This window comes from Pseudomonas kitaguniensis (genome assembly GCF_009296165.1).
Taxonomy (GTDB): Bacteria; Pseudomonadota; Gammaproteobacteria; order Pseudomonadales; family Pseudomonadaceae; genus Aquipseudomonas; species Aquipseudomonas kitaguniensis.
In genome coordinates, this window is sequence record NZ_VUAZ01000124.1 from 1 (window position 1) to 14435 (window position 14435).

9 protein-coding genes and 5 pseudogenes are annotated in these 14435 nt (G+C 61.3%); 5 read left to right on the forward strand and 9 right to left on the reverse strand.

Annotated elements, in window-relative coordinates; genetic code table 11:
- The 3 genes and pseudogenes from F0169_RS27940 to F0169_RS20010 all read left to right on the forward strand — a co-directional run.
- The coding region (locus tag F0169_RS27940; RefSeq protein ID WP_241679148.1) for an HNH/endonuclease VII fold putative polymorphic toxin at window positions 1–467 on the forward strand (467 nt) is incomplete at its 5' end.
- Complete coding sequence (locus tag F0169_RS20005) at window positions 464–865, forward strand: Imm50 family immunity protein (RefSeq protein ID WP_152747432.1); 402 nt, start codon at window positions 464–466, stop codon at window positions 863–865. The genes F0169_RS27940 and F0169_RS20005, both read left to right, overlap by 4 nt.
- A 149-nt stretch (window positions 866–1014) precedes the next feature.
- A pseudogene (locus F0169_RS20010) lies at window positions 1015–1245 on the forward strand (DUF962 domain-containing protein); the annotation flags it as partial.
- 33 nt (window positions 1246–1278) lie between these two features.
- Here the strand turns inward: F0169_RS20010 and F0169_RS20015 are convergent.
- The 3 genes and pseudogenes from F0169_RS20015 to F0169_RS20025 all read right to left on the reverse strand — a co-directional run bounded on the left by F0169_RS20015 (window position 1279) and on the right by F0169_RS20025 (window position 3228).
- Window positions 1279–2076, reverse strand: coding sequence for an acyl-CoA thioesterase (locus F0169_RS20015; RefSeq protein ID WP_152747455.1), 798 nt, complete (start codon window positions 2074–2076; stop codon window positions 1279–1281).
- Window positions 2077–2165: 89 nt separating this feature from the next.
- Window positions 2166–2926 (reverse strand): annotated as a pseudogene (locus tag F0169_RS20020) (CHAD domain-containing protein).
- Window positions 2927–2949: 23 nt separating this feature from the next.
- On the reverse strand, window positions 2950–3228 hold the full coding sequence (locus F0169_RS20025) for a hypothetical protein (RefSeq protein WP_058412909.1): 279 nt from the start codon (window positions 3226–3228) through the stop codon (window positions 2950–2952).
- Window positions 3229–3443: 215 nt separating this feature from the next.
- On the opposite strand from F0169_RS20025, the pseudogene F0169_RS20030 reads away from it, so the two are divergent.
- A pseudogene (locus tag F0169_RS20030) lies at window positions 3444–4480 on the forward strand (patatin-like phospholipase family protein).
- 132 nt (window positions 4481–4612) lie between these two features.
- Here the strand turns inward: F0169_RS20030 and F0169_RS20035 are convergent.
- From F0169_RS20035 to kdpF, 6 genes and pseudogenes are all read right to left on the reverse strand, one after another.
- Window positions 4613–5302 carry a response regulator gene (locus F0169_RS20035; RefSeq protein ID WP_058412911.1) on the reverse strand — a complete coding sequence of 230 codons (690 nt, stop codon included), beginning with the start codon at window positions 5300–5302 and terminating at the stop codon, window positions 4613–4615.
- Window positions 5303–5339: 37 nt separating this feature from the next.
- A pseudogene (locus F0169_RS20040) lies at window positions 5340–7990 on the reverse strand (DUF4118 domain-containing protein).
- A gap of 97 nt (window positions 7991–8087) precedes the next feature.
- The gene (kdpC, locus tag F0169_RS20045; RefSeq protein ID WP_122250470.1) at window positions 8088–8633 is read right to left on the reverse strand and encodes a potassium-transporting ATPase subunit KdpC; all 546 of its coding nucleotides are present in this window, start codon (window positions 8631–8633) and stop codon (window positions 8088–8090) included.
- Window positions 8634–8697: 64 nt separating this feature from the next.
- Window positions 8698–10754: pseudogene (kdpB, locus tag F0169_RS20050) on the reverse strand (potassium-transporting ATPase subunit KdpB).
- Between the two features lie 14 nt (window positions 10755–10768).
- Window positions 10769–12463 (reverse strand): potassium-transporting ATPase subunit KdpA, encoded by a 1695-nt coding sequence (gene kdpA / locus F0169_RS20055; protein ID WP_152747434.1) that lies wholly within the window; start codon window positions 12461–12463, stop codon window positions 10769–10771.
- A 9-nt stretch (window positions 12464–12472) separates the two neighbouring features.
- Window positions 12473–12562, reverse strand: a complete 90-nt coding sequence (gene kdpF / locus F0169_RS20060) for a K(+)-transporting ATPase subunit F (protein WP_003218754.1) — start codon at window positions 12560–12562, stop codon at window positions 12473–12475.
- A 412-nt stretch (window positions 12563–12974) separates the two neighbouring features.
- Between kdpF and eat the strand changes: the two genes are divergently transcribed.
- Window positions 12975–14339, forward strand: coding sequence for an ethanolamine permease (gene eat, locus F0169_RS20065; RefSeq protein WP_122250468.1), 1365 nt, complete (start codon window positions 12975–12977; stop codon window positions 14337–14339).
- Window positions 14340–14435 lie beyond the last annotated feature (96 nt).

Below are 14435 nucleotides of genomic sequence, written 5' to 3' on the forward strand. Positions count from 1 at the left end.
CGGGGTGGGTTGATCCGCTGGGGCTGAACGCTAATTGCCCGGGTTCAGGAAAGAAAACCCCAACCTGCGCTTCGCGCGCTGCACCGGATACTCCTGATGTCTCGCGTAAAGGGGCGTTTAGAGAAGCGAAGAGAGATGCAAGCATACCCATGTCTCAACAGCCCGACGTGTTAACAGACTCGGACTCAGGATTGAAAAAACAATACAGCAAAGTGCATATGTCAGATATAAATGACCGGAGCATTTTAAATAGTTCAGGAAGACCAATCAGTACGCGGGTGTATCAATATACGAAAGCCGACGGTTCCATGATATTGATCCAAGACCATTCGGCCGGACATAAATTCGGAGATAAAAACAGAATAGGTGATCAAGGAGCCCACTTTAATTTACGCCCTCTTGAGGCACCGCGCACCGGCAACGTCCCTGGAACGAAAGATCACTACTCCTTCAAGGATAAAAAATGAAATATTGGAATGATCTTGACGGAACCATTTTCTTTAACAAAATTTTCAGCCAACCCATAGAAATCGGTGAAATCCTTATACACACATTACGTCTAGAAAATGATCAACCGCTCTTCGGTATTGGCTTTGACATACCCGAATTCCCTGATCGTTTGCCCGAAAAATGGAAAGACGAAGGTTACAACACGTGCAGAATTGGGCTGACCTGCTTCGAAGTAAGCAACCTACAAATAGTAAACCTCCCTTGCAAAGAACTTTTCAGCGTAAAAATAGAAGAGGAGGACGGCTACTTTTTTTTCACTGCAAAATCGAAATCAGCATCCGTTGAACTCAAGAGTAAGTGGTTAACACTGTCTGGCCCATCCGCCTATATGAACGGCCCTGAACCAGAGGATTAAAACCGGTCGGACGAGGTTCCGTAAAAATGAGATAGGGTCCACAGAACGATACCTATGAGCCCCATAGCCAACGCCAATTCGCCGCCCCGCTCACCCGCCGCCTAAACTCTGCCCAACGAGTTGTTTTACCGGACAGAGGATTCACCATCATGGGCAAACGTCATCCTAATCTCCCCGCCTGGCAATGGCGTACCTACCCGCAAAGTCACCAGCACCCGACTAATCTGGCGCTGCAACTGATTGCCGTGCCGCTGATTATCATCGGGTTTCTGTTGATTGTGTCTGCGGCATTCAGCCCAAGCCTGGCGAGTTTTGCCGTCGGCGTTGTCGGCCTGCTGGCGGGTCTGGCGTTGCAGCGTCAGGGCCATCGTCTGGAATCAACCAACGACCGTTTGGAGGTTTAGCCATTAGGGTCAGGCGAACACCACCACGGTCTGGCGGCTGATCGCGATCAGTTCGCCGGTCGGGCTCCACAGTGCGGCGGCGGCATGGCCATAGCCGTCGCGGGCGTGTTCGATGTTGACGTGGTACTGGCACCAGTCGAGGGTGGTCAGGTTTGGCTGCGGCTGGATGAATTCGACGGTCCAGGTCAGTGTGCTGCCTGGCGCCGGTTGAGTCAGGTGAGGCAGCAAGGCCGGGGGCCAGGCGTCTACCAGTGCAAGAATATGCGACACGCTCAGCGGTTCTTCCTTAACATCCCCACGCAGGCGCACCCAACCGCCCATCTCGCGTGATTTGTTGCCGGTAAACGGTAGCCCGCCGACACTCCAGCGCATTGCCAGGTGCCGCATGAACTCCGGCGTGACGTCCTTGATATAGGGCAATTCCTGGCATTCGTCCCAATGTTTGAAGGTGGGCGGTGCCTCGCCGGCAACCACGATCTGCGACTCACGCGCCGAGCCAAAGCTGGCCTGTACCAGCGTCGCCACTTCGCCGCTCTGCACCACGCGGCCGAGCAACTGGCTGACGGCCTTGCCTTCGCGCAGCACTTCAACCTGGTAACTGGCCGGCACCTGCGGCGCAACGGGGCCTACAAAGGTCACGGCCATCGAGCGCAAAGGGCGCTCTGCCGGCACTTGGGCGCGCAAGGCTTCGTATTGCAACGCGGCAACCAGGCCACCAAAGGTCGCGCGGCCCTGCGCCCAGTCGGCGGGGATGGTCACGTCCAACGGGTTGCGACGGGCGGCGTCGAGTAAATCACTAAAGCGCATGGCGACCTCACAGAAGAATACCGATGCGAGGATCTTAACCATCAGGTCAATCCGGTACAGCGCCTATTCCGGCCAAAAACCGGACCGGGCTAGAAAAAATCCGCGCTGAGTTTGTCGAGCACCCGATCCGCTCGGCCTTCAGCCTTGGCCATGGTGCGATGCCATACCGCAACGCACGGCTGCAAGTCTGGCTGGTGCTCGGCCTGCGCCAACCACTGCCAGCAATCGTGCCAATCGCCCAACACACCTTGGGCTTTTTTCAGCTGCGACGTTGCGTCAGCAGGCAGCTTGTCCAGTTCCGGGTAGGCCTCGGCGGCGTAGCGCACTCGCTTGATCAGCAGCCGCAGGCGGTGGCGATCATGGCCTTCTTCCTGCAAGGCTTCAGCGAGTTTTTGCGCTTGTTTAGTCAGACGCTTCTTGATGCGCGTGCGTAAGCCCTTGAGCAATTTCTGGTGTTCAGAGGCGCGAATAAAGCGTGGGAATGCATCGAGAATCAACAACAGATGCGCCAGTTCCGCGCTTTGCGCAACGTGGCGATAGGCATCGGGTTGGAAGCGCTGGCGCCGGTCGGCGGCAGCGTGATGGCCCTGCGCGTGCAGGTACGCCGCCAGCACCTCGCGGTCGCGCAGCGGCGTGGTCAATTGGCCGACCGCGCGCGCCGAGACTTCAAGCTGTTCAACACCGGGCAAGCCACGCAAAGGCCGCAACAGGCTACGCAAGCGCGCACGGTGGTGCGCAGATCATGCAGGGCTTCATCGTCGGTGACGGCGCCGAGCCGAGCCTGGCAGCTCAGTAACCCTACTTCCAGGCCAATGACCTGAGCGACTAACTGATCAACCAACGCTGACATTGCGGTTCCCCCGACGATGAAATTTAGCGCCCGGCGCGCGACTCACGAATATAGAAGCGGGCTTTCTCGGCCTTGTTGGAGCAGCCTTCAAAGGCTTCGAATTGCTGCTGGGTCTTGGCGCCGGTCAACAGCGACAGGGCCTTGGAGTAGCTCACGGTACCGGCGAAACCTTCGGCCTTGGCCAGGTCCAGTTCATGCCACGCCGCGTCCAATTGCGTGCCACAGCTGTCACGGTATGCGGTTTTCCCGGCACAACCCGCCAGGGCCAACATGATCACAGGCACACACATCCAGGCTTTCATCGATGACACCTCAAATTAACAAAAATTGTCGTAGCGTGTAGACGTTGCCTACACCGAAAAGTGCCTTGTACGCAGCCTCAAATCAAAAGCGCTTATAGCCAAAGCATACCCGAGCACCGGCGTAATCCTGGAAAAATATTGCAGTCGCCGACGAAGATTGAAGCGGCCCCCTTAAAGGGTGCATTGTGGGCGTCTGCCTTGCGAAGGACTGGACCATGAAGAAACGTGTTGCCTTGGTGCTGGGCTCCGGTGGTGCCCGGGGCTATGCCCATATCGGCGTGATCGAAGAGCTCGAACGGCGCGGCTACGACATCGCCTGTATCGCCGGTTGCTCGATGGGCGCCGTGGTGGGCGGGATCTACGCCGCCGGCAAACTCGACGAGTATCGAAACTGGATCGAAAGCCTGGATTACCTGGATGTGCTGCGCCTGGTCGACGTGAGTTTTCGGCTGGGCGCGATTCGCGGCGAAAAAGTCTTCGGACAGATCCGCAAGATCGTCGGCGAGATCAACATTGAAGCGCTGCGCATTCCCTACACCGCCGTGGCCACGACCTGACCAACCAGCAGGAAATCTGGTTTCAGGAAGGCTGCCTGCACCAGGCCATGCGGGCTTCGGCGGCAATTCCCAGCTTGTTCACGCCGGTGATGCAAGGCAACCGCATGCTGGTGGACGGCGGCCTGCTCAACCCTTTGCCGATCGTGCCGGTGGTGTCGAGCCATTGCGATTTGATCATCGCGGTCAACCTCAACGCCACCCATCAAAAGCACTACCAACTGCCGGTGATCCAACGTCCGCCAGCGTTCAAGAGCCGCTTTAACAGCCTGGCGAAATCATTGGGTTCACACCTGCCGTTTCGCCGTAAACAAGCCGAGCAATTGATGAAGCTCGAACAAGAGGCATTGCACGCTCAGGCCGCCGAGTTCAACCCGTGGCTGGACTCGGCCGAGCCACAAATCCAGCAGCCCGCCGCCGCGCCGGAAAAGCCCGGGGCACCGAAGTCGGCCACCGGTTCGTTCATCATCGATAACGTCGGCCCGGCGTCGTTGCTGGACCTGATCAACCAGAGTTTTGAGGTGATGCAAACCTCGCTGGCGCAGTACAAAATCGCCGGTTACCCGCCGGATGTGCTGATCAACGTGCCGAAGCGGGTGTGCCGGTTTTTCGAGTTTTACAAGGCGCCGGAGTTGATCGCGCTGGGGCGCGAAATTGCCAGTGATACGCTGGATCGGTATGAGCGTGAGCAGGGCTGAGTTTGCGGGTGGGGCTGATGGCCTCGTCGCGAGCAAGCCCGCTCCCACATTCGAGCGCATTCCATAGTTGGAACTCAGTCAACTGTGGGAGCGGGCTTGCTCGCGATGAGGCCAACCCAGGCGCCGACGCACTCAGGCATTCAACAACCGATAGCCAACCCCAGGCTCGGTCACGATAAACCGTGGTTGCGTGGGATCATCCGCGAGCTTCTGGCGCAGGTGGCCCACCACGATGCGCAGGTAATGGCTGTCTTCGGTGTGGGTCGGCCCCCAGATGTCTTTGAGCAATTGCTGCTGGGTAATCACTCGGCCGGGGTGTCGCGCCAGTTGCGCCAGCACGGCGTATTCCTTGCGAGTCAGCGCCACTTCGGCGCCGTCGAGCAGCACCCGGCGATAGGCGAGGTCGACCGTCAATGGGCCAAAACTCAACGCCGCTTCCTGGGCCTCGCCCGTCGGCGCCTGGCGCAGCAACGCGCGAACACGCGCGAGAAACTCCTGGATGCCGAAGGGTTTGGTCACGTAGTCATTGGCGCCGCCGTCCAGCGCTTCAACTTTCTGCCCTTCACTGGCGCGCACCGACAGCACCAATACCGGCACCGTCGACCACTCGCGAAATTCGCGCAGCACTTGCTGGCCGTCCATGTCGGGCAGGCCAAGGTCGAGCACCAGCAAATCCGGTTTGCTCAAGGCGGCCTGGGCCAGGCCTTCGTTGCCGGTGCCGGCCTCGATGACTTTGTAGCCTTGGGAGGCCAGGCTGATGCGCAAGAATTTGCGAATTTGCGGCTCGTCGTCGATGACTAAAATCGTCGCAGTCTGGCTCATGGTGCCCCATCAAAATGCGTGTAGAAAACAGGGTAGCTCAAGGCTCGCGCTCCAGGCCAGGCTGGGTTGGCAAGGGCAGGAATAAGCTGATGCAGGTGCCCCGCCCTTCAATGCCCTCGGCGACGCTGATATGCCCACCGTGCGCGCCGACCATGCCCTGACAAATCGCCAGGCCGAGGCCGGTGCCCTGCCCGCCCCGATCACCGCGCGCGGCGGTGTAGAACATATCGAAAATTTTTGCGCGCTCGTCTTCGGGAATCCCTGGCCCCTCATCGGCCACCGCGAAAAATACCTGGTCATCGGCCACCCCGGCACTCACCTGTAAACGCCCTTGGGGCGGCGAAAACCGCGCGGCGTTTTCCAGCACATTAACCAAGGCTTGCTCGATCAACGCGGCGTGCACGTACAGCAACGGCAATTGCGCAGGCACTTGCGTCGCCACCTGCAACGGCGCCAGCACCGCGCGCAAACGGCCAAGCGCACTGCCGACAATATCGCCCGGCGAGACCCAGTCGCGCGCCAGCTTGAGCGCGCCGTGGCCGAGTCGCGTCATGTCGAGCAGGTTCTGGATATAACGATCGAGGCGTTCGGCTTCATCGCGGGTGCCTTCGAGCAATTCGCGGCGGTCCTCCAGCGGGATCGCTTCGCCAAGCGCCAACAAGCTGTCGATGCTGCCGCGCATCGAGGTCAACGGTGTGCGCAAATCATGCGACACCGAGGCCAGCAAGGCGCTGCGCAGTTGCTCGGTTTCGCCGTGCAGGCGCGCCGACTCCAGCTCCTGCGCCAGTTGCGCGCGAGCCAAGGCCTGCGCCAGCGGCTGGCTTAAGGCGGTGAGCAAACGCCGGCGCTGGCCGGTCAATTCCAGGCCGGGTTTGGGGCTGACGCCGAGCAAACCCAGCGGCCCCTCTTCGCCCGACAACGGCCACCACCACCAACGCCCGAACGGCAAGGTGCCGGTGCCCATGCCGGCCGGTTGATCGTGCTGCCAGGCCCACTCGGCGGCGGCGCTTTCGGCTTCGGTGAGGTTCAGCGCCGCGCCGGTCTCGACCTTCCAGCCGCCCTGGCCGTCACGATTGACCAGGCACAGATCGAGGTCGCTCCAGCCTTGCAGATGATGCGCCGCCGCGCTGATCACCGCCTGACGGTCAGTAGCGGCCGTGAGTTTGCGCGACAGGTCGAGCAGTTCGCTGGTTTCCTCCTGAGTATCGCGCAACGCTTGCAACTGCCGACGCTGGCGCGCGGCCAGGTTACCGGTCAGCGCCGCCATCAGCAGGAAAAATAACAGCGTCAACACGTCTTCTTCGCGCTGGATGGCGAAGGAAAAATTCGGCGGAATAAACAGAAAGTCATACGCCAAAAACGACAGCGCGGCGCACACCAGCGACGGCCCGAGGCTACTGCGCACGGCCACCAGCAAGACCGCCGCGAGAAACACCAGCGAGATATTCGGCAACGGCAATACGCTGGCCACCGCCCACGCCACCGCCGCCGCTACCACGGTTGCCACCACCGCCAGGCCGTAATCGAACCACACCAGGCCGCGCACATCCGGCATACGCGGCGGTGCGGGCATGTCGTCGCTGTCGAGGACGTTGATTTCCAGGCCGCGTGCATTGCGCAGCAAGCGCGCCGCCAACCCGCCGCCGAACAAACGGCGGCGCCAGCGCATGCGCGACTGCCGACCAACAGCAGGCTGGCGCGGCGTTCAGCGGCATGCTGGATCAGCGTCTTCGCCACCTCGCCCGCGCGCAGCAACACCACTTCGCCGCCGAGCCGCTCGGCCAGTTGCTGGGCATTTTGCAGGCGCAGGCGCGATTGCTCATCGCGCGCGCTGCCGTTATCGATATGCACCAGGCTCCACGGCAAATGCCGACGCTGGGCCACGCGGCTGGCGTGACGCACCAGCCGTTCGGCTTGCGCATCGCCGTCCACACCGACCAGCAAGCGGCCGCGCACCGCTGGCGCGGCCTGGCCGAGTTGGCGATAGCCTTGGGCCAAATCGTCGTCGACATGGGCGGCGGCGGTTTGCATCGCCAGCTCACGCAGGGCCATCAGGTTGGTCTGGGTGAAAAACGCGTCGATGGCGGCGCGCGCCTGTTCCGGCACATAGACCTTGCCGTCGCGCAGGCGCTCCAGCAGCTCACGCGACGGCAAATCGATCAGCAGCAGTTCATCGGCTTCTTGCAGCACCCAGTCCGGCAGGGTTTCACGCACCTGCACGCCAGTGATACCGCGCACTTGATCATTCAGGCTTTCGAGGTGCTGCACATTGACCGTGGTAAACACGTTGATGCCAGCGGCGAGCAGTTCCTGGATGTCTTGCCAACGCTTTTCATGCCGGCTGCCCGGCGCGTTGCTGTGCGCCAACTCGTCGACCAACACCAACTTGGGCTTGGCCGCGAGCAGGCCGTCGAGGTCCATTTCTTCAAGCATCACACCGCGGTATTCGCTGCGCAATAACGGTTGCTGCGGCAAGCCGCTGAGCAAGGCTTCGGTCTCGGCGCGGCCGTGGGTTTCGACCACCCCTGCGATCAGCCGCACGCCCTGGCGCAGTTGCGTGTGGGCGGCCTGGAGCATCGCGTAGGTCTTGCCCACACCCGGCGCAGCGCCGAGGAACACTTTGAGCCGGCCACGGCCATCGCGTGGCAGGTCGGCTAACAGGGCATCGGCGCGGCCGGAGTCGCTCATGCGTTGGGCATCCTTCACGTGTTTATGTCGAGTCTCTCACCGGTGAAATGCATTCCACCGGCGGGAGCGGGCTTGCTCGCGATGGCGACATCACGGCCTATAACTTTTCCAGCGCCATGTTCAACGCCAGCACGTTGACGACCGGCGGCCCCACCAGCGGGCTCTCGGTGTGTTCATCGAGCAGGCGCTGCAATGTAGCCACCGGCACATTGCGCGCTGCCGCCACCCGCGCCAGTTGATAGGCAATCGCCGGTGGTGGCAAGTGTGGATCAAGACCGCTGCCGGAGGTAGTCAGCAAGGCCAAAGGCACCGGCCCCTGGCCTGGCACGCGTTGCTTGTTGGCATCTTCGATAATACGCGTCGCCAGTGCCGGGTTGCTTGGGCTCAAGTTACTCGCACTGCTGGAAACCGTCGCAAACGCGCCGGCCGAGGGGCGCGGGTGAAACCAGTTGTCACCGGTAAAATCCTGGGCGATCAAACGCGAGCCGCGCACTTTGCCCTCGGCGTCGTGCACCAGGCTGCCGTTGGCCTGGTCCGGGAAAGCGACTTGGGCGACGCCGGTGACCACCAATGGGTACGCGACGCCGGTAATCAGGCTCATGAGAACCAGCAGGCTCAGGGCCGGGCGGATCATGTTGGACATTTCAGGTTCCTCAATTCGGTCATTGCAACCTGTGGGCACCGGCCTGGCGCCCACAGGATTCGGGTCACACCAGGTGCAGCGCAGTCAGCAACATGTCGATGGCCTTGATGCCCACGAACGGCACCAGAAGCCCGCCCAAGCCATAGATCAGCAGGTTGCGCCGCAGCAACGCCGCCGCGCTCGCGGCCTGCACGCGCACACCGCGCAGCGCCAGCGGAATCAGCACCACGATGATCAGCGCGTTAAACACGATGGCCGACAGAATCGCGCTTTGCGGGCTCTGCAAGTGCATCACGTTGAGCACACCCAATTGCGGGTAGATCGAGGCGAACAGCGCCGGCAGAATCGCAAAGTATTTGGCCACGTCGTTGGCGATCGAAAACGTTGTCAGCGCGCCACGCGTGACCAGCAATTCCTTACCGATTTGCACCACGTCCAGCAGTTTGGTCGGGTCGCTGTCGAGGTCGACCATGTTGGCGGCTTCGCGCGCCGCTTGCGTGCCGTCGTTCATCGCCATGCCGACGTCGGCCTGGGCCAGTGCCGGGGCGTCGTTGGCGCCGTCGCCGCACATCGCAACCAGGCGGCCGTCGTTCTGCTCGTGGCGAATGCGCGCGAGTTTTTTCTCCGGCGTGGCTTCGGCCAACACGTCATCCACACCGGCTTCGGCAGCAATCGCGGCCGCGGTCAGCGGGTTGTCGCCGGTGACCATCACCGTGCGAATCCCGAGTTTGCGCAGCTCGGCGAAGCGCTCACGAATGCCCGGCTTGACCACGTCTTTCAAGTGGATCGCACCGAGCAACTTGCCATCGGCGCACACCAGCAATGGGGTGCCGCCGCTCTGCGCGATTTTGTCGATTTCGCGTGAGAGCGCCGGCAGCAGGTCGCGGCGCTGTTGGCCGATAAACGCCAGCAGCGAATCGACCGCGCCTTTGCGGAACACCCGGCCCTGGTAGTCGACGCCGGACAGGCGCGTTTCGGCACTGAACGGCACCGAGGTCAGTTGCTCCACGGCAGGCTCGGCCTGCGGGTGTTGGCTGCGCAGGTATTCGACAATGGATTTACCTTCCGCCGTGTCGTCCGCCAGCGAGGCCAACAGCGCGCCTTCGGCCAACTCGCGGCCACTCACGCCCGGCGCTGCAATCACCGCTGTGCAGCGACGGTTACCGAAGGTGATGGTGCCGGTTTTGTCGAGCAGCAACACATGCACGTCGCCCGCCGCTTCCACCGCACGGCCCGACTTGGCGATCACATTGAGGCGCACCAGGCGGTCCATACCGGCAATACCGATGGCCGACAACAAGCCGCCAATGGTGGTCGGAATCAGCGTCACCAGCAGCGCGACCAGAAACACCAGCGGCAAGCTGCCATTGGCGAAGTGGGCGAACGGCTGCAGGGTGACAACCACCAACAGGAAGATCAGGGTCAAGCCGATCAGCAGAATATCCAGCGCGACTTCGTTAGGGGTTTTCTGGCGTTTGGCGCCTTCTACCAGGGCGATCATACGGTCCAGTGTCGACTCGCCGGGGTTGGCGGTGATGCGGATCAACAACCAGTCCGAGACCAGGCGCGTGTTGCCGGTGACGGCCGAACGGTCGCCGCCGGACTCGCGGATCACCGGTGCGGATTCGCCGGTAATCGCGGCCTCGTTGACGGCCGCGATGCCTTCGACGACCTCGCCGTCACCGGGGATCATTTCCCCGACGACCACGCGCACTACGTCACCTTTACGCAGGCTGGTGGCGGGCACGACTTTGAAGCTGCCATCGGCCTCTTTGCGGCGTGCACTGAGGCCTTCGCTGCCAGCCTTGAGGCTGTCGGCGCGGGCCTTGCCGCGACCTTCAGCCAAGGCTTCGGCAAAGTTGGCAAACAACACGGTAAACCACAACCACACGGCAATTTGCACGGCCACAAAGGTCGGTACAGCAGTGTCGGGCACAAAGCACAGCACGGTGGTGAGGATGGCGGTCAGTTCGACCACCAGCATCACGGCGAGCGTTGCAGTTGGCGCGGGTCCAGCTTGACGAACGCCTGGCCCAGCGCCGGGCGCCACAGGGCGGAAATCGAAGTTTTTTGCGGGTCCTGGGTTTTCACCGGGGCAGCATTTTTTGCAGGCATATTCATTTTCATATCCCCCTTCAGAAGCCCATGCTCAAGTGTTCAGCGATGGGGCCCAGCGCCAGCGTTGGCAGGAAAGTCAGGCCGCCCACCAGCAAAATGGTCACGGTCAACAGGGTCACGAACAGCGCGCCATGGGTCGGGAAGCTGTTCTGGCCGATCGGTGCGGTCTTCTTCATCGCCAGGCTGCCGGCCAGGGCCAGCACCGGGAGGATGTAGCCAAAGCGGCCAAGCAACATCGACAGGCTCAACATCAGGTTGTGGAACGCGGTGTTGGCACTGAAACCGCCGAACGCCGAGCCGTTGTTGGCACTGGCCGAGGTGTAGGCATAGAGCAACTGGCTGAAGCCGTGCGGGCCAGGGTTGCTGATCGCACCCGCCGGGCCAGGCAGGCTGGCGGCAATAGCGCCGAGCACCAGCGTGCCCACCGGCATCACCAGCAACGTCACCACGAGCAATTGCACTTCCTTGGCCTGTAGCTTTTTGCCGAGGTATTCCGGGGTGCGGCCGATCATCAAACCGGCGAGGAACACTGCGATCAACACGTTAAGCAACATGCCGTACATGCCGGCGCCGACGCCGCCGAAGATCACTTCGCCGACCATCATGTTGACCAATGCCACCATCCCGCTCAGGGGGTTGAGGCTGTCGTGCATACCGTTGACCGAGCCGTTCGATGCTGCGGTGGTGGTCACTGACCAGAGCACGGTGGCGGTGGTGCCGAAGCGCGCCTCTTTACCTTCCAGCGGTGCGGTTTGCTCGACGGCCGGGTTGTTCAGGGTCGGGTTGGGTTGGTATTCGGCCCACAGCGAGGTGGCGCCGCCGATCAGGAACAGTGCCAGCATGCAACCGAGGATAGCCCGACTCTGGCGCAGGTCTTTCACGTAGTGGCCGAAGGTAAACACCAGCGCCACCGGGATCAGAATAATCGCGCCCAGCTCAAACAGGTTGGCCCACGCAGTCGGGTTTTCGAACGGATGCGCCGAGTTGACGCCGAAGAAGCCGCCGCCATTGGTGCCCAGTTGCTTGATTGCTATCTGGCTGGCCGCAGGACCGAGCGGGATCACCTGATCAACACCTTGCAGGGTCACCGCATTCACATAATGCGCGAAGGTTTGTGGCACGCCCTGCCACACCAGGAACAAGGCCAACACCAGGCACAACGGCAGCAGGCCGTAGAGGGTGGCGCGGGTCATGTCGACCCAGAAGTTGCCCAAGGTCTGGGTCGACTTGCGACCGATGCCACGGCACAAGGCGACCAGTACGGCGAGGCCCGTGGCCGCGCTGACGAAGTTCTGCACGGTCAGGCCGACCATCTGGCTGAGGTAGCTCAGGGACGCCTCACCGCTGTAGGACTGCCAGTTGGTGTTGGTCATGAAACTGATCGCGGTATTGAAGGCCAGCGTCCATTCCTGGCCGGGCAATTTCTGCGGGTTCAGTGGCAGATAGTCCTGGAACAACAGGATCGCGAACAACAGCACAAACCCTGCGAGGTTGAACACCAGCAACGCCAGCGCGTATTTCTGCCAGCTCTGTTCCTGATGTTCATCCACGCCCGACAGGCGATAACACGCGCGCTCGACGGGGCCGAACACCGGCGTAAGCCAGGTGCGCTGACCTTCCATCACGTTGTAGTAGAACCGCCCCAGAAACGGTGCCGGCACCAGCACCACGGCAAAGAAGGCGATGATCAGCCAATAGTCATAACTGTGCATAGCCTGCTCCTAGTTCCGATCCGCGCGTAACAGCGCAACCAGCAGATAAATGAACAGCGCCACGGCCAATAGCAGTGACACCCCGTCCAGAACGCTCATGGAAGTTTCCCCGTTTTGCGGCGGTTGCCGCGTGTGGGTCAATTGTCGGCAGGAGTGGTGTAAAGGAACGAGAGCGAGGGTGTGGGTGGGGCGTAAAGACGGCGTAAAGAGTGGGTTTATGCCGGGTTTACAGTTGGGTTTGTGGTGGCTGGGTGGGCCTCATCGGGAGCAAGCCCCCTCCCACATGATGATCAGTGCTGGTCATAACAACCCAGTCACATCTGGGAGGGGGCTTGCTCCCGATGGCGCCAGTCAAGGCACCCTCGCACTTATCTGGTGCGCCTTCAGCGACGTTCAAACGCCAAACCATTCCCCAAACGACACCCGTGCGGCTTTACGACAATGATTCTCAGGCTGGCATGGCCGCTGCAACACCTTGAATCATTCCGAACCGTTCAGGGAGAGCAACACAATGAACACACAACTCAAACCTACCTTGGGCACCCTGCATTTGTGGGGCATTGCTGTAGGGCTGGTGATTTCCGGCGAGTACTTTGGCTGGAGCTACGGCTGGGGCGTCGCCGGTACGCTGGGCTTTTTGGTGACCTCGTTGATGGTCGCCGCGATGTACACCTGCTTTATATTCAGTTTCACCGAACTGACAACTGCGATTCCCCATGCCGGCGGACCCTTTGCCTACAGCCGCCGCGCCTTTGGCGAGAAAGGCGGTTTGATCGCCGGGCTGGCCACCTTGATCGAATTTGTATTCGCCCCGCCGGCGATCGCCTTGGCCATCGGCGCTTACCTCAACGTGCAGTTTCCGGCACTCGACCCGAAACACGCGGCCGTCGGTGCCTACATCGTGTTTATGGGCCTGAATATTCTTGGGGTAAAACTCGCGGCCACTTTCGAACTGGTGGTGTGCGTACTCGCCGTCGCCGAACTGCTGGTGTTTATGGGCGTGGTCGCGCCAGCGTTCAGCTTCAGCAACTTTGCCATGAATGGCTGGGCCGGTTCCGACACCTTTGGCGCGCCGGCGATTGCCGGGATGTTCGCCGCGATTCCGTTTGCCATCTGGTTCTTCCTCGCCATTGAAGGCGCCGCCATGGCCGCCGAAGAAGCCAAAGACCCCAAGCGCACGATTCCAAAAGCCTACATCAGCGGCATCCTGACCCTGGTAGTGCTGGCCATGGGGGTGATGTTTTTTGCCGGCGGCGTGGGCGACTGGCGCACCCTGTCGAACATCAACGACCCGTTGCCGCAAGCGATGAAAACCGTCGTGGGTGACAGCTCCGGCTGGCTGCACATGTTGGTGTGGATCGGCCTGTTCGGGCTGGTGGCGAGCTTCCACGGGATCATCCTGGGCTACTCGCGCCAGTTCTTCGCCCTCGCGCGCGCCGGTTACCTGCCGGCTTTCCTGGCCAAACTGTCGCGTTTTCAAACACCGCACCGGGCAATCATCGCCGGTGGCGTGGTCGGCATCGCGGCCATCTACAGCGACGGCCTGATCAACCTGGGCGGTATGACGTTGACCGCTGCGATGATCACCATGGCGGTGTTCGGCGCCATCGTGATGTACATCATGAGCATGCTCAGCCTGTTTAAACTGCGCAAGACCGAACCGCTGCTGGAACGTACCTTTCGTGCGCCGGGCTACCCGATCGTGCCAGGCATCGCGCTGGTGTTGGCGGTGGTGTGCCTGGTGGCCATGGCCTGGTTCAACGCGCTGATCGGGCTGATCTTCCTGGGCTTTATGGCAGTGGGGTTCATCTACTTCCAGTTGACCGCGCAAGACCGCGCCGACGCACCGGCGGATGCGATGTTGACCGGGCAATAAGCGTATCGGGGCAGAACGGAGCTACACTGAACTACTCATAAAGCCCGTTGCTCAAAGCAGCAATGACCGTGGGAAATTCTCCCACGGTTTGCTGCT

Bases quoted from the DNA above. Each gene is read 5' to 3' on its own strand.
- eat (WP_122250468.1), top strand. From the start codon at position 12,975: ATGAACACACAACTCAAACCTACCTTGGGCACCCTGCATTTGTGGGGC.
- F0169_RS20015 (WP_152747455.1), bottom strand. From the start codon at position 2,076: ATGCGCTTTAGTGATTTACTCGACGCCGCCCGTCGCAACCCGTTGGAC.
- kdpC (WP_122250470.1), bottom strand. From the start codon at position 8,633: ATGTCCAACATGATCCGCCCGGCCCTGAGCCTGCTGGTTCTCATGAGC.
- F0169_RS20035 (WP_058412911.1), bottom strand. From the start codon at position 5,302: ATGAGCCAGACTGCGACGATTTTAGTCATCGACGACGAGCCGCAAATT.
- kdpA (WP_152747434.1), bottom strand. From the start codon at position 12,463: ATGCACAGTTATGACTATTGGCTGATCATCGCCTTCTTTGCCGTGGTG.
- F0169_RS20025 (WP_058412909.1), bottom strand. From the start codon at position 3,228: ATGAAAGCCTGGATGTGTGTGCCTGTGATCATGTTGGCCCTGGCGGGT.
- F0169_RS20005 (WP_152747432.1), top strand. From the start codon at position 464: ATGAAATATTGGAATGATCTTGACGGAACCATTTTCTTTAACAAAATT.
- kdpF (WP_003218754.1), bottom strand. From the start codon at position 12,562: ATGAGCGTTCTGGACGGGGTGTCACTGCTATTGGCCGTGGCGCTGTTC.